The sequence below is a fragment of the Streptomyces sp. NBC_01476 genome (assembly GCF_036227265.1).
In the GTDB taxonomy this organism is placed as follows: domain Bacteria; phylum Actinomycetota; class Actinomycetes; order Streptomycetales; family Streptomycetaceae; genus Actinacidiphila.
On the sequence record NZ_CP109446.1, the window covers coordinates 6,760,326 to 6,785,223 of the forward strand.

Sequence of the window (24,898 nt, forward strand, 5' to 3'; positions counted from 1 at the left end):
GACGGTGCCAACACGGGGAGTTGAACCGCCAGCGGTAGCAACTGTGGACTATGAGAAACGTTGCTGGCAACCTTCAAGAATAAGAAACGTTGCTCATATGCGGATTGGCATATGCCAGCAACGTTGCGGGCGCTACCCTGCAACCGACGACGAGGGAGGCAGGCCGATGGTGGAAGCACGGCCCAACGTGCATCGACGCAGGCTCGGATCGGCCCTGCGGTCCCTCCGCAGCGGCGCCGGGCTCTCGATGGAAGAGGCCGCAGAGCGGCTTGGCCTCGCGGGGAAGCCTGCACTGAGCAAGATTGAGAACGGCAAGCAGCGGGTCTCGGGCCTTGGCCTGACGGCCTTCTTCCAGATCTACGGTGTCGACTCCGAGGAGACACGCGCGAAGATCAAGGCCATGGCTTCCCTCGCGGCATCCGGCAAGCGGACGAACCTGCTGGACGAGTACAAGGAGGCCATCCGGACTCACGAGTTCGAGGACTACCTACACCTGGAAGGAATGGCCGCCATGGCCGAGGCGTACCTGCACGTCGTACCTGGGCTGCTCCAGACCGAGGACTACGCGACGGCCATCGTGGAACGCAGCCAGAAGTGGCCTTCGAAGCGCGAGGTCAAGCACTTCGTGGATCTACGCTTGGCCAGGCAGGTCGCCCTGACCCGGGAGAATCCCATCACCATGTGGAGCATCCTGGACGAAGCAGCTCTCCGCCGCGCGGTCGGCGGACCGGAGGTCATGAGGGGCCAGCTCCAACACCTGCTGGACATGATGGAGAAGCACAGCCACGTAGAAGTCCAAGTGCTCCCCTTCTCGGCCGGCGCCCATGCGGGCATCGACGGCCCGTTCCAGCTCCTACACTTCCAGGTAGGACCGCCGGTTGCGGTCGTTGAGACGATGACAACCTCCGTCTACCTGGAGGAAGATAGGGACGTGGGCAGATACGCCTCGGCCCTCGACTTCCTTCGCACGCAGGCTCTCGACGGCCCAGCTTCGCGCCGCTTCATCCACGACTTGATCAAGGACAGCCACACATGAACAGTAACGTCGACCTCACCAACGCCAACTGGGCCAAGAGCGAACTGTCTAACGGTGGAGACAACTGCCTGGAGGTCGCCTTTGTCGACGGGGTTGTGGCGCTGCGCGACTCCGTCGATGTGGGTGACCCTGACGCAAAGGTCTTGATCGTCTCTCGTCGGGACTACGAGCTGTTCACCGCAAGTGTGCAAGCCGGACAGAAGGACCTTCTGGCCTGACTCCCGCTTCTGACCGTTCGAACGGCCCCCATCCCTTTGAGGGTGGGGGCTGAGCGTTTTGGCAAAGTGCGTCCTCTACCGAAGTGGGGGATTCCTTTATTTCATTCACTCATCGAAACCCTTCGAAGGAGGCCGGAACCCGTGCGCTTGGCTGCTGCCGGTTCGGACCTCAGCTACGGAAAGCCAGCCAAGGCGCTGGGTCTGTCGACCGCTCAGGCGCGCGTGTGTCTCGCTGCACCCCCACTATGCCAAGCCACGCCATTTCGTTCGTGAACGTCACGTCGGGCGGTTTCGCGTCTGCTGTGCCGTGGTGGCTGCGGTCGTGCCCCGTCTCGCGTGACCTGCCTGTGCCCGGTGTGTTCCGTGATGGTGTTGGCCTGGGACCGGTGGGGGTTATATGCGGGCCTGGTGGGTCACTGTTGCTTTCTTGCGCGCTGAGCGGTGGGACGGTAGACAGGAGCGACGGCGGCCACCGGCCGCCAGCGCGCGCGGCCGGCGCCAGTGGGCCGCCTTGATCCAGTAAAGAAACTTTGAACAGTCTGTCGGTCAGGGAACCGCATTACGGAGCGTAACTACGCTCTCGCCAGGCGCCCCGAAACTCGTAGAGTTTCGGGGCGCCTGGCGAGAGGCACGTTCAATCAGTGGATAGTGAAACCGGTTCCGGTCGCCAGCTTCGTGAATACGACGGACTGACCCGGAGGAATCGTCCCTCCGCAGCCACCCGTCGAAGTGCACGCGCTGACGGTGTAGCTGCCGGCGATGTACCCGATGCGGTCGTCCCACGTTCCGGTCTCTCGCCGGCGCAGATCCTCCAGCTCTCGCAGCTCGGAAGCGGACCACCCTATGTCAGGCATTGGCCGATCCTAGTGTTCGGTGTCAGATGGTGTGGATCTGAGCGAGATCCACACGACGCGCGACCAACAACGGCCTCTACATGGTGTGGTTCTGGCCGGACATCCACATGACCCCGGCCGAAGGCATGCGGGCCCACGTCGACCTCTCCGGCGGCACACCGTCCGGCGTGATGCTGCCGATCCACTGGTGCACCTTCAACCTCGCCCAGCACGCCTGGTCCGAGCCGGCCGAGGGCACGGTCGCCGCGGCCCGGGAGACCGGATCGAAGATCGCCACGCCCCGCGTCGGTGCCCCCTTCGAACCCTCCGCCGCCCGGAGCGACGACTGGTGGTGGCGTGAAGTGGCCCCCGTCCCGCAGGGCGGCTGGCCGGTCCACCCGGCCGCGTCCCTCGAAAAGGAGGACCTGGCGGAGGCGTGAGCGCCACGCACTCCAGCGCCTGTCCCCGTCCCCGCCCGGCGGCCCCACGGCCACCGGGCCGTTCCGTTCCCGCACCTGCCCGCAGGCACATCCCGGTCACTGCGCCTCTTCCTCGTCGTCCTCCCGCGCCGGCAGCGGGCTGAAGGTGAAGGAGAAGGCGGCCGGCGCCGCCGAGAGCCGGTACGCCGGCAGCACCTCCGGTCCGCAGGAGGCGCTGCCCACCCCGTGCAGGGCGTGGTCCAGATGCACCCAGAGCATGCCGTCCCGCTTGAGGTCACAAGTGTGTGCCGCCGCGTCGAGGCTCTCGGTGGTCCACGGCCTGACCGTCATCCAGAACGCCGGCGAGCCCTCCACCCGCAGCCCGGTGCCGTTCTCCCGGCGCAGCTCCAGCCGGCGCACATCGGCCCGCGCTCCGTTCTCCTGCGGGCGGACGTACGGCGTCTGCAGCGCGTCCACCGTGGAGCGGTAGTGCCCGATCCGGGAAGCGGCCCGCGTGTCGGGATACGCCTCGCCTGGGCCGCCGCCGAACCACTCGGCCTGTTCCAGGGTCGGGCACAGCCCCATCCGCACCCCGAGCCGGGGCAGCGGCAGCCGCCAGTCGCCCTCCGGCGTCACCCGTACGTCCAGCCGCAGCCGGTCACCGGCCGCGGACCACGCATAGACGGTACGCAGCCCGAGGCCGGAGGCGGCCGGCGCGACCCGGGTCTCGACGGTCAGCGTGTCACCGCCGACGGTGACCCGGTCCACCCGGTGCCGCATCCGGTGCAGCCCCGACTCCCGCCACAGCCGGTCCAGTTGGCGGTCGGGGTGGCGGTCCGCCATCCCGCGGTCGTTGTCGGTCGGCGCCCGCCACACATCCAGCGCCGGGCCCCGCACCACCGCGCCGTCGATGTACCTCAGCGTGCCGCTCGCCGCGTCGAAGGTGCCAGGGCCGAGCACGATCAGCCCGCCCTCGGCGCGCCGCGGCGTATGCGGCCTGCCGGGGTACGCCACCGGCCGGGCCGCCGGCTCCGGCAGCGCGGCCGGGAACTGGGTCCAGGCCACCTCGTGCCCGCCCGGCGCCCAGGCGGTGTCCTCGGTGAGCAGCGCGCGCACCGTCCACCACGCCTCGGGGGCGTCCGTGGTCCGCGGCAGCCGGGGGAGTTCCACCTCGGCGCTCTCGCCCGCCGCGAGCGCCGGCACCTTCAGCCGGCCACCGTCACTGGCGTCGCCGTTCTCCTCGTACGACCACTGGAAGGTCAGTCCGGAAAGGTCGGCGAAATCATGGTTGTTGGTGACGGTGACGATGCCGCGCGCGGCATCGCCGGTCATCCGCACCGGCTCGATCACCTTCTTGTACTCGACCAGGCCGGGGGAGGGGGTGCGGTCGGGGAAGACCAGGCCGTCGCAGACGAAGTTGCCGTCGTGCACCTCCTCGCCGAAGTCGCCGCCGTAGGCGTAGTACGCCGTGCCGTCCGCGGTCCTGCGCCGCAGTCCGTGGTCGATCCACTCCCAGACGAAGCCGCCCTGGCAGCGTTCGTACGTCTCGAAGATCCGCTGATACTCCGTCAGACCGCCGGGTCCGTTGCCCATCGCGTGCGCGTACTCGCAGAGCACGAACGGCATGTCACGCCGCCGCCGGTCCAACTCCTCATCCGCCAGCGGGGGTTCGGCGCGCTGCCCGATCAACTCGGTCTCGGCGTGGTCGGCGTACATCCGCGAGTAGACGTCCACGTCCGGGCAGGACCAGTCGCCCTCGTAGTGGATCGGCCGGGCCGGGTCCCGCTGCCTGATCCAGGACGCCGTCGCGGACAGCCCCCTGCCGGTGCCGCATTCGTTGCCCAGCGACCACATCACCACCGACGGGTGGTTCTTGTCCCGCTCCACCGTCCGGGCCGCCCGGTCCAGCAGCGCCGGCGTCCACCGTTCGTCGTCCACCGGGTTGCCGCGCCAGCCGACCTCCAGGAACCCGTGCGTCTCCAGGTCGCACTCGTCGACCACCCACAGCCCCAGCTCGTCGCACAGGTCGAGGAAGGCCGGGTGCGGTGGATAGTGGCTGGTGCGTACCGCGTTGATGTTGTGCTGCTTCATCAGCAGCACATCACGGCGCATCGTCTCCAGGTCCACCACCCGGCCGTGGTCGGGGTCGAACTCGTGGCGGTTCACCCCGCGGAAGAGGATCCGCCGGCCGTTGACCTTCAGCACTCCGTCCTCGACGGCGACCGTCCGGAAACCGATCCGCAGCGGGATCCGCTCGCCTTCGGTGCACAACTCGGCGTCGTACAGCCGCGGTTCCTCCGCCGACCACGGCTCGACCGGCACGATCACCTGCTCACCGGTCGCGATGTCCAGACCCAACTCCGGCACGCTGATGGTCCCTTGGGGGTCGCAGTCGACCCGCAGGGTGCCGGTGCCGGTGGTGTGGTCGTAGCCGCAGTGCACGAAGAAGTCGGTGACCGCGCCCTCCGGCCGCTCCAGCAGCGTGACCTCCCGGAAGATCCCGGGCAGCCACCACATGTCCTGGTCCTCCAGGTAACTGCCGGACGACCACTGGTGCACCCGGACCGCGAGCGTGTTGCCGCGTGGCCGGAGCAGTTCGCCGACCTCGAACTCCACCGGCAGCCGGCTGCCTTTGAAGACGCCCAGCTCCTCGCCGTTCAGCCAGACCCGGGCGCAGGAGTCCACCCCGTCGAAGCGCAGCACCGCGGCGCCGCCGGGCCAGTCGTCCGGCAGATCGAACACCCGCAGGTGGTCGCCGGTCGGATTCTCCGTCGGCACCCGCGGCGGGTCGACCGGGAAGGGGTAACGGACGTTGGTGTACGCGGGCTTGCCGTACCCCTGGAGCGGCCAGTGCGACGGGACCGACAGCACGTTCCAGCGCGAGGCGTCGTAGCCCGGCCGGGCGAAGGAGTCGTCCTCCGCGGTCGCGGTGGCCGACAGCCGGAACCGCCAGGCACCGCCGAGGTTCACCCGCCGGGCGTCCGACACCGCCCACCAGGCCCGCGGCGGGAGCGCTCCCGTGCTCGGCGACACGTCCTCGTAGTAGGGGAGTCTCCCGGACGGCGGCGCCTCGTGCATCGTGCTGCTCCCTTGGGGTGCGGGGGTTTGCGGGGTCTTCCGGGATCTTTTGGAGTTGTGCGGGGCCGGCGGGGGGCTTCCGGGGCGGACGACGGGCTTCCGGGGCCGGCGGGGCGGTCGGGGTGCGGTGGGTGGTGCGGTGGGTGGTGCGGTCGGCGGTGGGGGCGGCTGTCGCGGTGCTACGAGTCTTCGGTTCCGGGCGTCCGGATCCGGTCCGCTGATCGGATCTGGTCGATTTCGCGGGGAATAACGGACCTGGTGTTCGGTTTCGATTGTGCGCAGCGAGGGGCTTCGCCGCTAGATGCAACGGTCACGTATTCGGGCGGGGTTGGTCACAGCGGGGGTGTCGCGGGGGCCGGGGGGTGTTCCGGCGGGACGGTGGTGGGCGTCGTGGCGGCTTCCGGCAGGCGGTGGTGGCAGCCGGGCCGGCTTCCCCTGCCGCTCCCGGCGGCTCCCCGCGGGTCCAATCACCGTGTGCCGTAAGGGACTTGACCCGTACGCCGGCGCGCTGCGAGCATGCCCGCCCTGGAGCCTTTGGGGGGATCCCGCATGCCGCACAGCATGTCCCGTGCCGCCGAGCCGATCTCCGGCCTCGACGGCATGCACGCCTTCGTCCTCATCGCGATCGTGGTGGTGGTCATCGCCGGCGTCGCGGTGGTCCCGCTGATCCTCGACGTGATCCGGGCCACCGCCTGGCGCCGGCAGCTCACCGACCGGCTGATCGACCGGGCCGCCGACGACCAGGACGTACGGGACTTCCTGCGTGACCTCCGCGAACCGCGTGGTGTCCGCGGCCTGACCCGCAGCGTCATCGCCCTGCTCATCCTGGCCCTGGTCGGGTTCGCCCTCGCCGTCACCATGCTCTCCTCCGGCAGCGACTCCAGCGACCTCCGCAAGACGATCGTCACGTCGCTGATGACCGTCCTCGCCACCGTGGCCGGCTTCTACTTCGGCAGCCTCGGTGCCCAGAACAGCGCGGAGGACGCCCGCCGCGGCGCGGGTGCGCGCAGCACCGCGAAGGCGACGACCGCACCGGGCGACACGACGGTGACCGCCGGGGCCGGCACGGACGCGGCGGGCGGTGCGGTGGCGGGGGTGACGGTGGAGGACTCCCCGGCGGACCCGGTTCCGTCCGGCCCGGCCGGGAACCCGCCGCCGAAGTGACCGCAGAGCTGACCCGCTCGGCGCCGCCTGTCGTTGGTGTGAGGCGAGGAGACGTGCCGGTGCGGGCCCACGACGGCGGCGTGACCGCGGAGCGGACCCGCCCTGACCCCCGCCCCGGTACGCGCCGCCGGAGGCACGACCCGTAAGAGAGGCATCCCGCTCAGACCCGCAGGAACGCGTCGATACGTCCGCGCAGGCCCGCCGCGTCCAGGCCGTGCGCGGCGACGTGCTCCTGCCAGGACCCGTACCGCCGCAGTTCCTCGCGGCGGGTGCCCAGCGCCAGCACGCGGTGCGGTACGTCGGCGAGCGCCTCGTCCGCCTGGGCCGCCGACGTACCGGCGAGGCAGGGCTCGACCAGCACCAGGTCCGCCTGCCGCGAGTCCGCCACCACCGCGCGGACGCCGGCCGCGTCGAAGGGCCGTACCGTCGAGGCGTACAGCACCGTCACGTCCCGCCCCTCGGTCGCCGCGAGCACCGCGTCCAGCAGCGGCCCGACCGCGAGCACCACCCCGGCCCGCCCCTCCCGCACCACCGGGAAACGTCCCGGCGACACCGGCAGCGGCGCCGCGTTGGTCTGCAGCCCGAGCCGTACGTACACACGGCTGTCGCCGTCCGCCGCCGCGTGCCGCAGCAGCGCCTCCGCCTCGTCCGGGTGCCCCGGCACGTGCACGGTCCAGCCGTCCAGTGTGTCGAGCAGCGCCACATCGCCCGGTGACTGGTGGGTACGCCCGCCGGCCGCCACGTCGTACGACGCCCCCGCGCTGACCAGCACCGCGCCCACGCCCTGGTGCCCGAGGTCGAGCTTGACCTGCTCGAAGGGCCGCTCGACCAGGAAGCTCGCGAAGGTGTGGACGATCGGGCGCAGCCCGGTGAGCGCGAGGCCGCCGCCGACGCTGACCAGCAACTGCTCGCGGATGCCGACGTCGATCACCCGGTCCGGATGGGCGCGGGCCGCCTCCTTGAAGAGGTCGCCCGAGATGACGGCGAGCACGAGGGCGAGCCGGGGGTCGTCGTCGAGGAGTTCGGTGGTGACGGTGCTGAAGCGTTCACGCATGGTGTCCACGGGGGGCCTTTCGGTTCTGCTCTGTTCGGCGGATGGGGCGCGGGCGGCCGTCAGTTCTGGGCTTCGACCCGGGCCACGACAGCGTGCGGACTGCCCGGGTGCGGCGCGGTGAACGCCTCGTGGAGCGCCGCGTGATCCCGCCCGTCGACCGTCACCGCCGACCAGCCTTCCGCCGCGAACCGGGAGGCGAGCCCGCCGGGCGGCGGGTAGGTGGCCGACGCGTTGTCCACCACCACCACGTTCAGCTGCTCCAGGCCCACCGCGGCCGCGTACTGCACTGCCTCGTGGTTGCTGCCCTCGTCCAGCTCGGCGTCGCCGACCAGGACCCACACCTTCGTCCGGTCCAGACCCTGGGCCCGTACCCCCAGCGCCGTACCCACCGCGAGCGGCAGCCCGTGCCCGAGCGACCCCGACCCGATCTCCACCCCCGGCACCAGCGTCCGGTCCGGGTGGTGGCCGAGCGGCGAGTCGTACGTCCCGAACCCGGCGAGCCATTCCGGCGGGATGAAGCCCTTGGCGGTGAGCACCGCGTAGTACGCCATCGGGCCGTGCCCCTTCGACAGCAGGAATCGGTCGCGTTCGGGATCGTCCGGGCGGTCGGCGGAGACCCGCAGTACGCGGTCGTAGAGCACCCACAGCACGTCGAGCGTTGAGGTGGCGGCCGGCCCGTGCTTCTCGTCGCCGGTCATCCGGGACATCAGTGGCCGCAGGTCGTCGTACGTACCCATGCGCCCGGTCGCCCGGGCCCCCGTCTCAGTCGTCATGCCACGACGATGCAACTTCAAGCCGGCTTGAAGTCAAGCTACGCTCGGCCGTATGGCGCTCTCCACCCGCGATCTGCTGCCCATCGGCGAGCTGGCCGCCCGCAGCGGCACGGCCGCGTCCGCACTGCGTTACTACGAGGAGATCGGCCTCATCCACGCCGAACGCACCGCCGGGGGCCAGCGCCGCTACCGGCGGGCCACCCTGCGCCGGCTCGCCTTCATCCGCGCCGCCCAGCGGATCGGCCTCACCCTGGACGAAGTCCGCGACTCCCTGGCCGGCCTGCCGCTCGACCACGTCCCCACCGCCGCGGAGTGGAACGCGGTCGCGACCACCTGGCAGCGCCGTATCGACGCGCAGATCGCCGACCTGCAGCGGCTGCGCGCCCGCCTGACCAGCTGCGTCGGCTGCGGGTGCCTTTCGCTGACGCGGTGCGGGCTCTACAACAGCGGGGATGCGGCGGCGGCACTGGGGCCGGGTGCGCGGTATCTCGTCGGGGACGAGCCGGGCGCCTCGTGAGGGGTGGGGGGAGGGGGCGCGGTGGGGGTGCCGGAGGGGGTGGGGACCTTGCGGGAGGGGCGGTGGCCCTTGCGGGAGGGGCGCGGCCCTTGCGGGAGGGGGCGGTGGCCCGAGCTTCCGCGACTTCCGCGACTTCCGCGACTTCCGCAGCCCCCGCGATTCCCGCAGCTCCCGTAGGTTCCGCGGGTCCCGCAGCTCGTGCCGCTTCCGCGGGTCGCAGCCCCCCGCGACTTCCGCAGCTCATGCTGCTCCCGCGAGCCCCGCGGTCAGAGCCCTTCCACCTTGAACGGATCGTGCTCCGTGAGCAGCTTGTCGAGCCGGGCCTGGTCCACCCGGCTGACCATTTGCCCGACCTCCTGCCGGTCGCGGATCACCTTCGACAGCGTGAACGCCGCCGTCACCACGTACAGCAACCCCACCCCCAAGAACGCCCGGACCCACCCGCCCACCGGCAGGTAAGCCACCCCAATCACCATCGCCCCGAGCGCCACCCCGAACGAAATCGCGGCCTGGGCCGCGTAGGCCGCCGTCGTCTGCTGAGCAATCACCTTCGCCATACCCCCACGATGCGCCGCTGTGACCGGCCCCACATGAGTACGGCTACTCATCCCCCGTGGGGCGGCCACCTCATCTCCGCACCGTCGCCGAGACCACATCCGAACCGCGACGGGTGGCCACGTCCTCGTCCACCGGAGCCGGCGCCCACCCCTGCCACGCCCTGCCACCCCCGGCGACAACCTGCGAGCGACCACCCCCCGGGGTGCGCTATTCTTCTCGTGCAAGGTCAACCGAACCGCCCGCCGGATCGGCACCGACCAAGCACCGGGACGTGGCGCAGCTTGGTAGCGCACTTGACTGGGGGTCAAGGGGTCGCAGGTTCAAATCCTGTCGTCCCGACGGTGCGAGAAGGGCCCGCTGACTGGCATGTGGCCAGGTCAGCGGGCCCTTCGGCTTGTCGGCAACAGTTTCCATGTGACGGGGCGTCAGGGTCCTGGGGACCACCTGGGGACCACGGCCGCGGAAAAACCGCAGGTCAACGTGATTCTGCCAGGGACCGAGATCGTCTCAGCCGTGCGTGGCGTTGTCCGGTTCCTACAACCGGCGGAGGGTCGCGGACATGCCGGGGGAGGGCGGCGGGAGGCCCGGGGTGGCGGTCAGGTGGGTGCTGAGGTCCCGTCCGGCACGGACGACGCTTTGCAGGTCGGGGTGGAGGTAGCGCTGGGTTGTCTGCAGGGAGCCGTGCCCGGCGATCAACCGCAGGACGTGCAGGGGGACCCCGGCGTCCGCCATCCACGTCAGGCCGGTGTGGCGCAGGTCGTGCCGGCGCAGGTGCTCGTAGCCGAGGGACTGGACGACCTCGTCCCAGTGGGTGGCGTCGCGCAGCACGGCGGTGGTGATCCGGCCGCCGCGGGGGCCGGTGAACAGCCGGGCATCGGCTCTTCCGCCGAGGGCGAGCACGCGCTGGGCAACCATGGGACGCAGCTCGTCGATGAGCGGGACGCGGCGGGCGACCTTTCCCTTGGTGTTCTTGTCGGCGAGGCCGCCGGGGGACGGGGTGGTCTGCCGCCGGAGGTTCCAGATCCAGTTCGCGGTGTCGATGTCCTTGACCCGCACGCCGGAGACTTCGCCGATGCGGGCGGCGGTGCAGGCGGCGAAGGTCACCACATCGCCCCAGCCGCGGTACTGGTCGAAGGATCTGGCGACCAGGGCCTGGCTGAGTTCCTGGAGCGCGTCCCAGTCACGCAGTGCCAGGGAGCGGGGGTCGTCGAGTTCATCCTCGGCCAGCTGGTACTGCCGCTGCCATCCCTTGATCCGGGCGGGATTGGCGGTGATCAGACCGTCGCGGACAGCCTGCTCCATGACCCGCACCAGGACGGCGAGGCTGTTCTTGACCGTCGAGCGGCCCTCGCCGTCGGCGATCCACGCGTAGACGGTGCGGTCGACGGCCCCGTTGGTGACCATGGTCACCGGCAGGTGCCCGAGCGCGGGCACGACCCGCAGCCGCCACCCGGCCAGGTAGGGGTCGGTGGTCTTGGGCTCAAGCCCGCGCAGCGCCAGTTGCATATGGGCGTCGCCGTACTCGGCCAGGGACTGGGTCGCGGCCGACGGGTCGATCCCCCGGCCCGCCGAGGCGAGCAGGGAGTCGATCCAATCCTGCGCCGCCTCGTTAGTGGCGTGCATCTGGGCGACGGAGCGTCGGCGCTTGGTGTGGGGGTCCACCCAGCGCATGCGCGCCTTGTAGGGGAGCTTCCGGCCGGGGCGCTGCTCGACGTCGTGCGACAGAGGGACAGCGATGGGAAGTTGGTGACGGTAGGCCACGTCAGGCCGCCTTCCGCCGAGAGCCAGGCACGGAACGGCGCTCGTCCAGCCAGCCCTGCAAATCATCGGCGCCGTACAGAACCACGCGCTCGGACAGCCGGATAAAGGGCGGACCCTGCGGGGGACGTTCCGCCCGCCACCGCCGAACCGAGGACGGATCGACCCGCAGGAGTCGGGCCACTTCTTCGGTGGTCAGCAGTCGTGAGGTCCGTAGCCCTGCGGGGGTGGCATCGACAGCGTGCCGGGTCGGAGCGGAGTGGGCTGCTGGTATGGCGGAGCGTTGGGGCATGCACTTCCTTGACGTCGGCTTCAGGAGCAAGACAAAACGATGGACACAAACCCCACGAAGTCCAGCCAAGCAGCGGCTGTTCTCCATGGGAGAACAGCCGCTGGCTGAACAGGGATCCGCTATCCATCTTCATCAAGAAAGGCGTTTTGCCTGACGGCATTTTCCGTGTTATCACGCCCGGGCGTGGACTGCCTTCAGCCGCTGACCCACTCGCAGATGACACGGGCCGACCGCGGAGCGCGGGGGAGGGACGCCCGCCAAAGTCACACAGATGACCGGACGCACAAGCACGATGAAGAGTCCCAGCCCCGCACGCAAGCGGCGTACCCAGGCCACTTGCGACGCACGCATACGCTGCCAGGGCGGGGCGGCAGGGCGGCAGGAAAGAGTAACGGCTCCGGAGGACGTTACTCTCCCAGACGTTTCCGCAGGTCAGAGAGGTATCTGGCGCAACGTTGGGTCCGCCGCGCCACAAATACGCCACGCGCTCCGACCTGAGAACTGATTACCCATCAGGCGGCTGCGGTGAACCTCTGCGCCGGAAATAATTGCGCATCCCTGCCGTGTTGGTGTCACGTCGGTGATCGGTGTGAAGGATCGCAAGGGTGGCGTAGTTGAAGCTGTTCACGCTGGGTGATGGCAACGCTATAGAGATCGTACCGCAGGCGCTGGGATTCGAGCGGGATCTCCAGAGGCTGGTCGAGGCGAACATGCCCGCGCTGCTGGGCGTCCGCTTCCTGGCGAGCGAGTACAGCACGGGCCCGGTGCACGGCGGGCGGATCGATTCGTTGGGGATCGACGAGAACGGTGCTCCGGTAGTGGTGGAGTACAAGCGCGAGCGTGACCCGGGGGTGATCACCCAGGGGCTGTTCTACCTGGCATGGCTGACCGATCACCGGGCGGAATTCGAGGCCCTGGTCCGCGACCGGCTCGGGGTTCCGACCGCGGCCCAGGTGCTGTGGAGCGCACCGAGGCTGATCTGCGTCGCGGAGGATTTCACCCGCTACGACCGGCACGCGGTCGGTGAGATCCGCCGCTGCATCGACCTGGTCCGCTACCGCTTCTTCGGCGCCGGCCTGCTCGGCCTTGAGCCGGTCGTCACCGCCGCGGCCCGCGACCGCGGCCGGGGAGCGGGGTCGGGCCGCGCCGGGCGCATGCCGAAGAGGCAGCCGACCGGGGGCGGGATCGGCGAGCTGCGGGACGCGCTGGACGAGGTGCTGGTGTCCTTGGGCGAGGACGTGCGGCGGATCGAGCGCAAGCAGTACCGGGCCTACCGCAGGCTGCGGAACGTCGCCTGCGTCGGCCGCGGCCACCGCAGTGAGGTGCTGGTATACCTGCGGGCGGATCCCAAGAAGGTCGACCTCGTACCTGGGTTCAGCCGGGATGTGAGCGGTCTGGGTCATCACGGGACCGGTGACCTGGAGGTCCGGCTGCGCACCGAGAACGACCTGGAGCGCGCCAGCGACCTGCTGCGGCTCAGCTACGCCGCGGCGTAGCGGGCCGCTACGGGTGGCGAGGATGGGTGTCGGCCGGACCGGGCGGCACCCATCGGCGTGCCTGCGGCGGAGCTGCTTCGACGGGTGCGAGCGCCGGGCTGACACATGGGAGCGCTGATGGTCCCGCACGGAATGCGGCTCTGTGTCAGGGATGCGCATGGAGGTGGCGGTGGCGGCTCCTTTCGTCGGCACGGGCGGGAGGTGGCGGTGTGTATTCCATGATGCTGAGAAAAGACGTTTTGCCTGACGGCATTTTCCGTGTTATCAGGCGCCTGGGCTCGGACCCAGGGCAGTCGGCGGGTCGTCATCGCGTCCGCCGGTCCGTCGCACCATCGGCTGGAGACGCCGGTCCCGTGTCGCGTTCCGCGCGGTAGGCCAGGCGATGCGGGCCCTCGGGTAGCGGCTGAGACGTTGGGGTGTCGCGGGCCGCTGTATCGCCGCACCGGTCTTGGCTTCTGAGGAGAGTGCATCCCGCGCAGCGTGTTCGAATTAAGTTCGAGTAGCTTTGGGGTTCGATCCGGGAGGTGGCCACATGGAGATGCCGCAGCAGGCTGCTGTGCGGGGAGCGCATGTGCTGCATGTGCGGTGCCGGCCGGGAACCGGTGAAGCGGGCTACTGGGCCCTGCTTGACCTGGCCTGCGATGTCTCGCCGGTGGTGCAGGTGCTCCCGCCGGCTGCCGCGCTGGTCGATGTGGCGGGGGCGCTTCGTTACTGGGACGCCTCCCCTTGGGATCTGGGCATGCGGTTGCGGCTGCGCGCCGCGGCCCTCCTGGGGATCGACGTGCGGGTGGGGGCCGGCCCGAACTGGACGGTCGCTGCGATGGCCTCCAAGGGGCCGCTGCCGGTGGCCCTGGTGCCCGACGACTCGGTGGCGGTGAGGTCGTTCCTGGATCCGCTGCCGGTCGGCATGCTGCACGGCATCGGCCCGGTCCAGGCCGAGCGGCTGGTCTCCTTCGGTCTGCACAGCGTCGGCCTGCTGGCCGCGACCCCGGAGGGCACCGTGCAGCGGATCCTCGGCGGCCGGGCCGGCCGCCTGCTGCGCGACCGCGCCCTCGGCATCGACCCGCGCCCGGTGACCCCGTCCAGCCTGCCCTCCTCCACCAGGGAGCGTCGCATCTTCGACCGCGACACCCTCGACGCCGAAGCGGTTCGTACCGCGCTGCTGGAATCCGCGGTCGCCCTGGGGGCCCGGCTGCGCGCCCGGCAGCAGATCGCCGGCACCCTCGCACTGGAGGTCGCCTTCGCCGACGGCTCAGCCATCACCCGCACCCGGACGCTTCCCGAACCCTCATGCCACACCGACGACCTGCGCACGGCTGCGTACGGGGTGTTCCAGGCGCTGCACCTGGAGCGCGCCCGTATCCGCGCGATCACCCTTACGGTGGACAAGCTCGCCGCGGCCGGCAGCGCGGGCGGGCAGATCAGCCTGGACCGGGCCCGGGAGAACCGGCTGCGCGCCGAGCCTGTCATCGACGAGCTGAATGCCAGGTTCGGTCCTGGCGCGGTACGTCCGGCGGCCCTGTCGTGGCGCCGAGCGGGCTGACCGGCGTCTGCCTGAGAGGACCCCGGCGTAATGGCGTTCGGGCTGAGGCGGTGCTGAGTGCCGCGTCCGGTCGTGATCCGGCGCAGGACGATGAGACCCTAGGCTGGTCGGTCTCAGGTTCCCGTGTGCAGGAAGTTGTAGGCGCCGATGAACAACCAGCAAGCCGCCGCCGTGCCGGCCGACCCGACACAGCTGATGGTGGAGTTCACCCACGTGCACCGGTTCCTGGACCCGGCCGAGCGGGGCGTGCAGACCTGGCGGGTCCGGCTTACGGCCCAGGACCGGCCGGTGGGGACTTTTCGGGTGACCCGCGGCTTGTACTGGAAGAGCGGCAATCTGCGTGAGCGGCTGTCCGATGAGCAGGGGTTCCCGGAGGTGGTGGCCGGGCAGCTGCTGAACTCCGACGGGTCGTTCAGTACCGCGTTCGAGGCTTTCGTGGAGATGGCCGGCAGCATTGTGGTGGTGGAGCTGCTGGAGCTGGCCGAGCCCTGGGACGACGCGGCGCTGGTGGCCGGGGTGGTCGCCAGCATCATCGACCGCCTGGCGGACAACGACTGCGCCGTGGTCTTCCCCCGCGCCGACGAACCGGACGCCACACGCTGCCAGGAGGTGCTGGCGCAGGCCGCCGCACTGCTGAGCGCCGCGTACTTCTCCGACGAGCTGCAGATCATCGACACCGCTCTGGACGCCCCGGAACAGGCCGCGAAGCAGGTACGCGGGCACCTGTGCGCGCGCATCGCCGTTGTGGGCGCCGATTTCTGGGACGAGGACGACGAGGGCACCGGCGATGAGGACTACCCGGTGCTCACGGCCCGGTCGGCGGCGGTGCTGCGCCGTGCGCTGGAGGACCTGTCGGATGAGGCGTGGCGGGAGGTGGCGTCGCTGGGCGGAGAGCCGTTGGGCCCGGGTGTCGGCGGGTTGTTCGGTTCCCTGCCGCGGGTGACCTTCAACCAGGGCGGGCCGTGGCGGCGGCAGATGGCCCGTGCCTTTGATGACCTGGCGGCCGATCTGGCCGGCGGGGTCGAGGTCGTGCCGCGCTGTACGGGTGAGGAGATGGCGCTGCACCTGGGCATCGCTCGCGCCCGGGCACTGACGCGCAACCGCCCCCGACTGGTCGCCGAGAGCGTCGCCGGTCTCCCGGAGGACCGGCGCGACTTCGGGTGGGAAGCCGCCTCCGAGGAGCTGTTCGAGGACGGTGACGTGCTCATGCTGTTCGACCAGAGCCTGGACGGCATCGAGAACAGCGGCAACGAGGCTAACCAGGCGCTGGGCATGGTCAACCTCGCCCCGGTCGACTGGTTCACCGCGTTCGATGCCGACTTTGCCCGCGACCCCGGGCGAGGCTTCCGCAACCCCTGACCGCGGTAGCCCGCAGGTCGGCGCAGGTCACCGTCCGGTTTCCCGCGGAAGCCTCAACCCGAGTGAACGGGGTGGAACCGGCGCGGTGTCGTGGGCGCCGGCCAGCGCCTGAGCCGAGGCGTCTTCGCGCCCGTGCCCTCGGCGGCGGCGAACGGCCCCCCAATCGTGCTGCACATGGCCAACTGCCGGGCCATCGACGGGAAGACGCTGCGACGCCCCACGGCCTGCCGGATGGATGGTGGGTTGCCGTTCTCGGGCACTGCGTCAGGCTGCCGTGGTGGAGGAGTCACCGGCCGCGCTGCGGAAGGTCTTCCTGGCGCAGGGCGAGATAGGTCTCGGGGGTTGCCGCTTCGAGAAGGTCGGGGTGCTCGGTGAGGTCGAGCGGTGGTTCCTGGGCGCTGGGCAGGAGCTGGTTCCACCGTTCGGTGTCGCCCCGGTCGTAGGCGGCGCGGACCCGGGGCGCGATACGGGGACGGGCGTCTTCCTGCTGTTCGCGGAAGATGCGCCCCTGGGTCCGGCGCCGTTCCAGCTCGGCGTCTTCATCGGCGTCCTCCTCGACGCGGTCGCGGTCTTCGGCCCGCATGCCGGGGGTGCGCTCCGCGATGGCCTGGTCTTCGCGGTGGAGCTGGGCGCAGGCGGCGAACAGGCGTCGGGACATGCCCAGTTGCAGCTCGGTGCCGGGGATGCGGCAGGTGAGGAAGTCGTCCAGGCCAATGGCCCGGGCCCATTCATAACGGGTTGGATCATCGGCGCCGATGGCCGCCCCGCGGGCACGTGTGCGTGCGGCGAGAGTTGCCTCGTCGTTTTCCAGCGGGGTGGTCAGCCCGTCGCGGCGGCGCCGGCGGGTGGTGCGGTCGCTGGACAGCGCGACGGTCCGCAAGCGTGATGCCGGGGCGGAGCGCAGGGCGAGGAAGGTGAGCATCTGGGCGCGGGCGGTGCCCATGAGGGCGTCGTCGTCCTCCCCGAGGTGGTCCTCCGGCGTGCTGGGGGCGCCGGGCGGAATTTTGCCACCGGGGTGGGGCAGGGGCGGGTTCCCCGGGTGATGGTCGTGGTCGACGGTCAGGAACAGATCGCCCCCGGGCTGGACCGAGGCACCGACCAGGACGCGGCGGTGCGCGTAGGCGCCCAGGATCTTGCTGCCGCCTTCGAGCTGGACCCAGCCGTCCCTGAGCCGTTTTACCCGGACGTTGCCGCCCTTGGCCTCGATGAGCCAGTACGCGTTCTCCGCCTCGTGCCGGCCCCACAGGTCCGGCAGCTTCAGCGAAGGGTTTTTGAACAGGTGCTCCAGAGAGGGATCGGGTCCGCCGTCCTCGATGTGCCAGGTCTGGCCCAGGCCCATCAGCGAGCGGCACGCCCATTCGGCCATCGTCATGCCCAGTCGGTAGCCGAGCGCGTGGCGTGCGGACTGCTCGGTGGCGTACTCGTAGACCGCGTTGACCGTCAGCCGCCGCCCGGTACTGCCCGGCAGCGGCGCCTTGGGCTTCTTGGGAACGAAGTGGTGCATGCCGATGTACGCGTACAGCGGTGCGACGCGGGCGACGAGTTCGGCGTGGGCCAGCTGCGGGACGTGCAGCAGGTTCGGTGTGACGTCGCGGCCTACTTCGGTTGCGGCCTTGAGGATCTCGCGCCAGGTGGTGGTGGGCAGGTACCAGCCGTCGTGGTCCGGGAACGCGGCGTTCGACGGCCACGGGAGGGCGGCGGCGGTACGCCACTGTTTGAAGGGCCGGCTGTCCGGCCCGTCCCGGAACAGCACCGGTACGTCGATGCTGTCGGTATAGACCAGGGGTGGGGCGTCGTTCACGTTCGCAGGGATCACGCCGCCACTGTCCCAGGATCCGGCAGGGCCGGTCCCCATTGAGACGAGACGTGTCAACCCGATGCGCGGTCGGACACGGGCGGGGTGCTGGACGCCGGCCGCGCCGAGCTGCCTCCGCGACCCGCGGGTTGCGGGGGACTTGCTGCGCGGGCGGCGGCGCTGTTCTTGACGACGTCGTGTGCCTGCCAGGCCAGCCGGTAGGCGAGGAAGACCACTTGGAGGATCTCGTGCGTGGGTGCCTCGGGGGTCTCCAGCATTGTGTTCGGGACGTGGACGTGGTGGACGGCGTTGGCTGCCGCCGCGGTTCCTGCCGGCAGGAAGCCGTCCTCCTCGGCCCGGCGCAGCGAGGCGATCATGTTCGATGACCAGTTTCCGGGCAGGTCGTCGTACAGGGCGTGTGAAATCTGGACAGCGGACAGCCGGACGACCTCCCAGGCCGAGGCGAGTGCCTTCTTGGGGTCGCTGGAGGCGAGCGCGCAGGCTGTGGCGAAGTCGGCTCCGGTGACCAGGTCCGGGATGTCGGAGCGTACCGAGGTCAGCCATTGCGGGACTTCTGGTGGGCGTCCTGCCGCGTTCTTGGCCTTCGCCCAGCGGCCTCGGTATTCCTCTTCGTCTCCGCCGAGTTCGACCACCAGTGCCCGGGCTACCGGCCAGGTGGGCAGCCGCCTCCCGATGAACGCGTCACTGACGGTGGTTTTGCCCTGGGCTGTGCGGCCTGCCAACTGCCGGAATGAGGGGTCGCCTGCCGCGGCGCGCAGCCGGCGCAGGTCGTCGGCGAATTCCTCGGCGCTGCTCAACGGTTCCTCCGGCTGCTCGGCTGGCTGTCAAGCCTACGGCGGCGTCGTCGGCCCGGCCGCCGGTGTCCGGATGGTGTCCAGACAAGTGCCGCGGATGACCGACTGGCTGTCCGGACAGCCCCCGGACAGTGTTCCGTGGTGTCCGCGAGCGACGCAGCAGGAGCGTCGGCGGCCTGCCTCGCCGGGAATTGCTCGGCAACTTTTTCGTCGTGCGTGAAGGAATTACAGCGTTCTGATGCATAAAGCAGGACGACCGGCCTCTACAAGCAGCATCGGCCGTGAGGCGTTGGCGGCGAGAGAACAGGCAGAGTTCATGGCTTTAGGTGGAAGACGACCGACGAGCGGGCCGGGCGGCCACCCTGGGGGCGGCGCGGACACCGAGCTGCCCGATCACGTGCGGCACGACCTGGAACGGGTCGCGGACCTGGCCCGGGCGGGTTTCACGGGTCCGCTGTACGAGCAGTTCGCCGCCGAGCTGTACCTGTACGCGTACGGCCGGCTGCGGAAGAAGATGCGCACCTGCGAGATTACCGTTCTCGCCGGCAAGTCGGCCACGCCGTTGTGGATGACGGAGGAGGAACTGTCCACGCTGCATCGCGACGATGCCGTCCGCGATCAGCTCGCGGTTCATACGATCGCCGCAGCCATGCAGCTCTTCATCAGACGCCTCAAGCGCGGTGGGTACCGGCCGGCCGCCCACCGGGGCCGAGACGGCCGGCCCACCACGCTCAAGTCCTTCTTCTTCGGCATGTGCCTGATCGTGTTCCCGCGGGAGTTCGTCTCCTGGCGGGGCGAGCGCCAGGACCGGTTCCTGGCCGCGGCAGCGCGGATGCCATCCGACCTGGTCCAGCGGGCCCTGGGGCAGACGGTCCGCGAACCGGTGCCCGAGGCACTGGCCGATCTGTGCGACCGCGTGACCGGCCTCATCAGCAGCTCGCCACCACGCGTCAGAGCCGTCATGCTGCTGACGCTGCACGAATACTCGCAGAGCGGGATCGCCGACCTGCTGCACGTGAAGATTGGCGACGTGGAGAACGCCCGCTTCCGCTTCCGTCAGAAGGCCCGCGAGCGGATGCGCCGCGGCCAGCTCCGCCTGCTGCCGGGGATGCGAGCGGAGTCCCTGCGCAGGACGAGGACGCGAAACCGGTGAGCCGGCTTCCTGATCGTCCGGAAGATCTCCCGAGCGGAGATCCACCGCCGCAGCCGGGCTGGCATGGCCCTGTCGCCACCGTCACCACCCTTCTCAGTGGACAGGTGCCCGGGGCAGGCATGGCCATTGCCGGCACGCCCTGGTGGGCGGTGGCCGCCAGCGCGCTGGCGATGGCCCTCGTTTCGGCCGCCGTTCTGGCAGCCCAGATCCTCATCCCGGACCAGTCAGCAGACAAGCTCGACTGGTGGCGCGAAGTCCTCCGCTACCGGGAAGGACGAGGCCGCACCCAGCAGTCCCAGCGCCGCGAAGACTGACCCCCGCATCCGCGCACACGAGTCGGCGTCGGCCGGGGCGGCAGCGCTTGGCCGTCGTTGCGCCGGACAACCTACTGAGGCGGACACGGTAGGGGATCAACCACCCTGGGCCGCCGGGTTGTGGGGCGCAACCCCCCGCCCGGCTTGGCACCGCGATCTGTAGGCCGGGCGGCTGGTCGTGGCGCGCAGTTGCGGGAGAAACGCCGCCAGCTGGTGCGCGCTGCAGGGCCGGTACGGAGATGGTTGGGCATGGTCACCCTGCCGAGGATCATGCCCATGCTCGCCTCGCCGGGCCGTCTGCCCCTGCCGGGCGGTGACGACCGGTGGGCGGCAGAGACCAAGCAGGACGGCCAGCGGGTCGTCATCTACGCCCCGGGCGACGGGACGGTGGAGTTCCGGTCCCGGTCCGGCGAGGACATCACCGCGGCCTACACGGACCTGCACGTTCTAGCCTTCGCGTTTCGTTTGCGGTTGCGTCCGGATCTTGAGCGGGAACGCGAAAGTGCCTTCTGAGCTGGGATGATGAGGCTTGTCTAGGGCTTCTGTCACCACAGCAGGAAGGCACTTTCTGCGTGCACACTACCGGGTCACGTCCCAAGCTGGTCGTGTCGGCCGACGGTCACGGGGTGGTCAGCCACGCGGGTTCCCGGCTTTTGGCCGACCTCGCTGATGCCACCGGCCTGACAGCGGCCTTCACCGACACACTGCGCCGGCTTCGTCCGCGTGGCACCGGGCACGATCCGGGCAGGATCGCGGTCGATGTGGCGGTGATGCTCGCCGACGGCGGCGAGGCCATCAGCGACCTGGCCCTACTGCGTGACCAGGCCCCCGTGTTCGGCCCGGTCGCCTCCACCGCGACTGCCTGGCGTCTGCTGGCCGGCCTTGATCCGGCCGCACTCGCCGGACTGCGCGGGTCCAGGGCCGCGGCCCGGGACCTCGCCTGGCTGCAGGCCGCCGAGACCCGAGAAGGCATACCGTCGGCCCGTGCCGGCGGCCGGGACCTGCCCGGCCTGGTCCTGGACATCGACGCCACCCTGGTGACCTGCCACTCCGACAAGGAGGAGGCGGCGCCCACCTACAAACGCGGGTTCGGCTACCACCCTCTGCTGTGCTTCCTGGACAACACCGGCGAGGCCCTGGCCGGCGTGCTGCGGCCGGGCAACGCGGGCGCGAACACCGCAACCGACCACATCACCGTCCTGGATGGGGCACTGGCCCAGATCCCCGACGCCCACCGCCACGGCACCCCGATCCTGGTCCGCACCGACAGCGCCGGCGGCGCGAAAACCTTCCTCGCCCACCTGCGTTCCCTGCGGGACCGGGGCATCCGCACGTCGTTCTCCGTCGGATACGCAGTCACCGAACCGGTCCGCCGGGCGGTCCGTGCCCTGCCCGACCGGTTCTGGCATCCGGCTCTGGAGCAGGACGGCACCTTGCGGGCCGGCGCCGAGGTCGCCGAGCTGACCGGCATGCTCGACCTGGCCGGACACCCCGACGGCACCCGGATCATCGTCCGACGCGAACGCCCCCACCCGGGCGCGCAGTTGTCGCTGTCCGACCTCGACGAGGGCATGCGCCACCAGGCGTTCATCACCGACACTCCCGTCGGTGAAGGCTCGCTGCAGTTCCTGGAGGTCCGCCACCGCGGGCATGCCCGCGTCGAGGACCGCATCCGATGCGGCAAGACCACCGGCTTCGGCCGCTTCCCCTCCCGCCACTTCGCCATCAACCAAGCGTGGCTGGAGCTGGCACTGACCGCCATCGACCTGCTCGCATGGACCCAGACCCTCCTGCTGGACGGCGAACTGGCCACCGCCGAGCCGAAGAAACTCCGCTACCGCCTGCTGCACGCAGCCGCCCGCCTCACCCGTGGCGGGCGACGCCTCCACCTGCGGATCGCCGCCACCTGGCCCTGGCGCCACGAGCTGACCACAGCATTCACCCGTCTCGCGGCCCTACCCAGACCAGCCACCTGAGCCAACGACCAGTCGCTGTCCGCCCACGACCCGAGGAGCCCTGGAGCACCCGACCCGAGCGTCGGGCCAAAGCCATACCCACCCCACACAAACCGCGACGACCACCGAAAAGAGACGTCAGCCCAGCTCAGCCAAGCCCAACCGAAACAGCGAGGCTAGGAGCGGCGCTTCGAGGAATGCCGGCAGTCCTGGACGGCGAGATCATCGCCCTGGACGAGAACGGCCACGCCGACTTCGAGCGGCTTCAGACCCGGATGGGACTGGCCCGCTCCCCCCAGCTGGCCGCCCGCCGTGCAGAATCCGTACCCGCGCACCTGCGTGTTCGACGTTTTAATTCTTGGCGCCGACAGCCTGTTGAGGCGGCCCTATGCCGAGCGAAGGCAGACGCTTCGATCACTGGAGCTGGCCGGGCCGAACTGCTCGGTGCCGGACGCGGTCGTCGGACGCAGCGCCCAGGCTCTCGCACACACCCGGGCCGCGAATGTGGAAGGAATCGTCTGCAAGGACCTCGCGTCGGTCTACAAACCCGGGGTCCGGTCCCGGTCCTGGGTCAAGATCAAAAACACCCTGTATTCCCTCGTTCAGTCAGATCGTTACCCGCGCCACCGAAGTCAAGAATCCCTCCCGATGACCCATCCCGTTACCGATAATCAGGTAACTACCTGATTCACCGGGCGGAAAGTGATGGAGGCGACGCCCTGTTAGATAGCACATCCTAAGCCAGCATGGATGCATCTCGGGCAGAGACTCGGCCGAAATGTGGGTGACCCCTACTGCCTGCACGAGACCCCCGCGATCACACTCACGGCGACGGCCGAACCTACGCCTTTCAGGCGCTGGACCGTGCAGCGATCAGACGGTTGGTTAGCTCTACTGTGGCCAAATACCACCAAAAGATCCAGTCGAGAAAGGCTTCATCATAGTCGCCGCGCTGGTCAGCCCTGCGATGACGCAAGTCATAGCGGTTGGCGATCTCGAATAGGGATCCCTCATCCTGCCTGCCCACATCTTCTCTGATCAACTGGCGTCGCTCTTCCAAGATTCCGGCGAGTGTCACGATTGCCGACCGCTTCCCCTCAGGCGATGTGCCCCGAGCCCTGAAAAGCGCGATGGCGTGGTCGACCCTGGCCCTGACATCGACCGGAGCAGCACTGATCACCTGGTGGACAAGATGACCGCGGGCATCATCCGTGACGGCCACCAGGCGTCCGATGTCCTCACCCTCTGCTGCAAGTTCGTACTCGATGCCCGCAGAACGCAGCATTTCATTGACTTTCCAGCGATAAAGAATCCTTGCTGGAGCAGTGTGGAACTCGGAGTGATGCCATCCGCACGAACCATACGAGTGAAAGTTGCGCAATCGTGGACGACTCACGAGATCGTGAAACACCTCAATGAGACCGAAGAACGTGTCCTCGTTCCATGACTCCGGATCAAGCGGCCAAAGCCGGGGAATCCCAAGTCGCCTTTCGATTACCTCTGAGCCGTCTGGAAGTTCGCTTGGGTCGTCTATGCATTCCTCGCCGAAGACTTCGACCAGATAGCCTCGATCGGCAAAGTCCCAGATGATCCTTGCGAAGTCCCGTCGTGTGTCGCGCGGAGTGCTCCCGTCGTGCGATGAACCCATCCCGCGACGTTGTGGCCAGTAGGGCCGCGGAGCGGACGCATGCCGCAGTTGAGGGGCTCGTTTGATCAGCTCAGCGAGCCAGTCGCGCTTGTCCATGACCTCGGCGATGCCCCATCCAGAGCCAGAACTCGTGGCCCAAGGATCGTCGCTGCCCTTCTTGGTGCTCGGCAGCTCATCGAAGTCCGCAACCGCAGTTGTCCCTGCGAGCGCCTCCGTCAGCAGCCACGATGCCCGCTCCTCCCAGAACCTGCCCGTGGAGCGGACGATCCGCTCACCCTCCGAGATGAACAGCGAAGCAGGCCAGACGAGTTCATAGTTGCTGATGTCCACGCTCATCCGCTCATCATGGCCCACCGGACCGACACCCCAACACTGCCTTGCAGGTGTGGACGGGCACTCTGATCACGGACGGGTGCGGCCGATACGTCGTTCTGGAGGTCGCTGAACGCTGCCAGCTACGTCACGAGTCCATGTTGCGCCGGTGCCACGCGCTGTGCAGTCAATCCGAAGTGTCACCTGGACAGGGAGAACGTGGCGGTACTCAATGCCGACGCAGATTTCGAGCGCGGTCCCGGCCGAACTCCCGCCGAAGTCTAGGGACGGCTGGGCCGCCATCTCGTCAGGATCCACGCGAATGCCCGTTACGTACTGTCCGGACGCGGTCACCAACACCCTGGACAGCGCGGGGCCGCTGTCTTGCACAAGAAGCACCGTCGCCCTGGGCTGCCCCCACCGGTCTTCATCGATCCGGCGATCGTTGAAGGTGAAAGAAGGGCCCTTGGTATCGTGTCGCTCCGCCTCCTCGCCGTCGATCTGCCTCTGCATGAGCTGCACCTGTGCTTCAGCTGCATCAGCCTGGCGACGAGCAGAGAGCGCGGAGTCTTCTGCGGTGCGTGCCTGCTCCTTCGCGACCAGCGCTTGCCAGATGGCGACCCCCGCCGCGACCGCGCTGACGCCGGCACCGGCTATGGCGACAACGGCCTCAGTGCTCACGATCCCCCCGCTCCGTCGGTTCTGACCGGAACGCTACTCGCCTCCCTAACTTCACCCCCTTCGTGCTTAGTTCAGTCGCTGTTGTCGTTCCGGCTGTGTGGGGTGTGTCTCGAACTGAGGTTTCCGA

22 protein-coding genes, 1 tRNA gene and 1 pseudogene are annotated in these 24,898 nt (G+C 69.5%); 14 read left to right on the forward strand and 10 right to left on the reverse strand.

Going from position 1 to position 24,898, the window contains the following annotated elements:
* Positions 1 to 166 precede the first annotated feature (166 nt).
* The 3 genes from OG552_RS29585 (at position 167) to OG552_RS29595 (ending at position 2,527) form a co-directional block, all read left to right on the forward strand.
* A complete protein-coding gene (locus OG552_RS29585) occupies positions 167 to 1,036 on the forward strand; it encodes a helix-turn-helix domain-containing protein (protein WP_329138100.1) in 870 nt (289 codons plus the stop codon).
* Entirely contained in the window at positions 1,033 to 1,254 is a 222-nt protein-coding gene (locus OG552_RS29590; protein ID WP_329138102.1) for a DUF397 domain-containing protein, read from the forward strand. Before OG552_RS29585 ends, OG552_RS29590 begins: the two co-directional genes overlap by 4 nt.
* Positions 1,255 to 2,188: 934 nt before the next feature.
* Positions 2,189 to 2,527, forward strand: a complete 339-nt coding sequence (locus OG552_RS29595; protein WP_443071072.1) for a hypothetical protein — start codon at positions 2,189 to 2,191, stop codon at positions 2,525 to 2,527.
* 96 nt (positions 2,528 to 2,623) lie between these two features.
* Here OG552_RS29595 and OG552_RS29600 read toward each other — a convergent pair whose 3' ends face one another.
* Positions 2,624 to 5,584, reverse strand: a complete 2,961-nt coding sequence (locus tag OG552_RS29600; RefSeq protein WP_329138104.1) for a glycoside hydrolase family 2 TIM barrel-domain containing protein — start codon at positions 5,582 to 5,584, stop codon at positions 2,624 to 2,626.
* Between the two features lie 549 nt (positions 5,585 to 6,133).
* Between OG552_RS29600 and OG552_RS29605 the strand changes: the two genes are divergently transcribed.
* Entirely contained in the window at positions 6,134 to 6,748 is a 615-nt protein-coding gene (locus OG552_RS29605) for a hypothetical protein (RefSeq protein WP_329138106.1), read from the forward strand.
* Positions 6,749 to 6,908: 160 nt separating this feature from the next.
* On the opposite strand, the gene OG552_RS29610 is transcribed toward OG552_RS29605, so the two are convergent.
* A complete protein-coding gene (locus OG552_RS29610) occupies positions 6,909 to 7,811 on the reverse strand; it encodes a transketolase family protein (protein ID WP_329138108.1) in 903 nt (300 codons plus the stop codon).
* A 50-nt stretch (positions 7,812 to 7,861) separates the two neighbouring features.
* Complete coding sequence (locus OG552_RS29615) at positions 7,862 to 8,575, reverse strand: transketolase (RefSeq protein WP_329138110.1); 714 nt, start codon at positions 8,573 to 8,575, stop codon at positions 7,862 to 7,864.
* Between the two features lie 52 nt (positions 8,576 to 8,627).
* Between OG552_RS29615 and soxR the strand changes: the two genes are divergently transcribed.
* Positions 8,628 to 9,092, forward strand: a complete 465-nt coding sequence (soxR, locus tag OG552_RS29620; RefSeq protein ID WP_329138112.1) for a redox-sensitive transcriptional activator SoxR — start codon at positions 8,628 to 8,630, stop codon at positions 9,090 to 9,092.
* A gap of 266 nt (positions 9,093 to 9,358) precedes the next feature.
* Here the strand turns inward: soxR and OG552_RS29625 are convergent, their stop codons facing one another.
* Positions 9,359 to 9,649 (reverse strand): YiaA/YiaB family inner membrane protein, encoded by a 291-nt coding sequence (locus OG552_RS29625; protein WP_329138114.1) that lies wholly within the window; start codon positions 9,647 to 9,649, stop codon positions 9,359 to 9,361.
* 266 nt (positions 9,650 to 9,915) lie between these two features.
* Here OG552_RS29625 and OG552_RS29630 point away from each other — a divergent pair.
* Positions 9,916 to 9,989: transfer RNA gene (locus tag OG552_RS29630), tRNA-Pro, on the forward strand.
* Between the two features lie 195 nt (positions 9,990 to 10,184).
* On the opposite strand, the gene OG552_RS29635 is transcribed toward OG552_RS29630, so the two are convergent.
* The gene (locus OG552_RS29635; protein WP_329138116.1) at positions 10,185 to 11,411 is read right to left on the reverse strand and encodes a tyrosine-type recombinase/integrase; all 1,227 of its coding nucleotides are present in this window, start codon (positions 11,409 to 11,411) and stop codon (positions 10,185 to 10,187) included.
* A 1-nt stretch (position 11,412) separates the two neighbouring features.
* Positions 11,413 to 11,787: a helix-turn-helix transcriptional regulator gene (locus tag OG552_RS29640; RefSeq protein ID WP_329138118.1), complete on the reverse strand. Its 375-nt coding sequence runs from the start codon at positions 11,785 to 11,787 to the stop codon at positions 11,413 to 11,415.
* A 533-nt stretch (positions 11,788 to 12,320) separates the two neighbouring features.
* Here OG552_RS29640 and OG552_RS29645 point away from each other — a divergent pair.
* The 3 genes from OG552_RS29645 to OG552_RS29655 all read left to right on the forward strand — a co-directional run bounded on the left by OG552_RS29645 (position 12,321) and on the right by OG552_RS29655 (position 16,098).
* Positions 12,321 to 13,196, forward strand: coding sequence for a DUF5655 domain-containing protein (locus OG552_RS29645; protein ID WP_443071212.1), 876 nt, complete (start codon positions 12,321 to 12,323; stop codon positions 13,194 to 13,196).
* A gap of 532 nt (positions 13,197 to 13,728) precedes the next feature.
* Positions 13,729 to 14,739 carry a DNA polymerase Y family protein gene (locus tag OG552_RS29650; RefSeq protein ID WP_329138120.1) on the forward strand — a complete coding sequence of 337 codons (1,011 nt, stop codon included), beginning with the start codon at positions 13,729 to 13,731 and terminating at the stop codon, positions 14,737 to 14,739.
* A 147-nt stretch (positions 14,740 to 14,886) separates the two neighbouring features.
* Positions 14,887 to 16,098 carry a hypothetical protein gene (locus OG552_RS29655; RefSeq protein ID WP_329138122.1) on the forward strand — a complete coding sequence of 404 codons (1,212 nt, stop codon included), beginning with the start codon at positions 14,887 to 14,889 and terminating at the stop codon, positions 16,096 to 16,098.
* Positions 16,099 to 16,384: 286 nt separating this feature from the next.
* On the opposite strand, the gene OG552_RS29660 is transcribed toward OG552_RS29655, so the two are convergent.
* Positions 16,385 to 17,914, reverse strand: a complete 1,530-nt coding sequence (locus OG552_RS29660) for a gamma-glutamyltransferase (protein WP_329138124.1) — start codon at positions 17,912 to 17,914, stop codon at positions 16,385 to 16,387.
* A gap of 53 nt (positions 17,915 to 17,967) precedes the next feature.
* Positions 17,968 to 18,711, reverse strand: a complete 744-nt coding sequence (locus OG552_RS29665) for a helix-turn-helix domain-containing protein (RefSeq protein WP_329138126.1) — start codon at positions 18,709 to 18,711, stop codon at positions 17,968 to 17,970.
* A gap of 235 nt (positions 18,712 to 18,946) precedes the next feature.
* Here OG552_RS29665 and OG552_RS29670 point away from each other — a divergent pair, with 235 nt between their 5' ends.
* From OG552_RS29670 to OG552_RS29690, 5 genes and pseudogenes are all read left to right on the forward strand, one after another.
* Positions 18,947 to 19,861 carry a hypothetical protein gene (locus OG552_RS29670; protein ID WP_329138128.1) on the forward strand — a complete coding sequence of 305 codons (915 nt, stop codon included), beginning with the start codon at positions 18,947 to 18,949 and terminating at the stop codon, positions 19,859 to 19,861.
* A gap of 119 nt (positions 19,862 to 19,980) precedes the next feature.
* Positions 19,981 to 20,175 carry a hypothetical protein gene (locus OG552_RS29675; RefSeq protein ID WP_329138130.1) on the forward strand — a complete coding sequence of 65 codons (195 nt, stop codon included), beginning with the start codon at positions 19,981 to 19,983 and terminating at the stop codon, positions 20,173 to 20,175.
* Positions 20,176 to 20,424: 249 nt separating this feature from the next.
* Positions 20,425 to 20,634, forward strand: a pseudogene (locus tag OG552_RS29680) (ATP-dependent DNA ligase); the annotation flags it as partial.
* Positions 20,635 to 20,747: 113 nt separating this feature from the next.
* Positions 20,748 to 22,151, forward strand: coding sequence for an IS1380 family transposase (locus OG552_RS29685; protein ID WP_443071073.1), 1,404 nt, complete (start codon positions 20,748 to 20,750; stop codon positions 22,149 to 22,151).
* Between the two features lie 291 nt (positions 22,152 to 22,442).
* Positions 22,443 to 22,817: an ATP-dependent DNA ligase gene (locus OG552_RS29690; RefSeq protein ID WP_329138132.1), complete on the forward strand. Its 375-nt coding sequence runs from the start codon at positions 22,443 to 22,445 to the stop codon at positions 22,815 to 22,817.
* Positions 22,818 to 22,980: 163 nt separating this feature from the next.
* On the opposite strand, the gene OG552_RS29695 is transcribed toward OG552_RS29690, so the two are convergent.
* Entirely contained in the window at positions 22,981 to 24,114 is a 1,134-nt protein-coding gene (locus OG552_RS29695) for a hypothetical protein (protein WP_329138134.1), read from the reverse strand.
* A 66-nt stretch (positions 24,115 to 24,180) separates the two neighbouring features.
* Positions 24,181 to 24,771: a hypothetical protein gene (locus OG552_RS29700; protein ID WP_329138136.1), complete on the reverse strand. Its 591-nt coding sequence runs from the start codon at positions 24,769 to 24,771 to the stop codon at positions 24,181 to 24,183.
* Between the last annotated feature and the right edge of the window lie 127 nt (positions 24,772 to 24,898).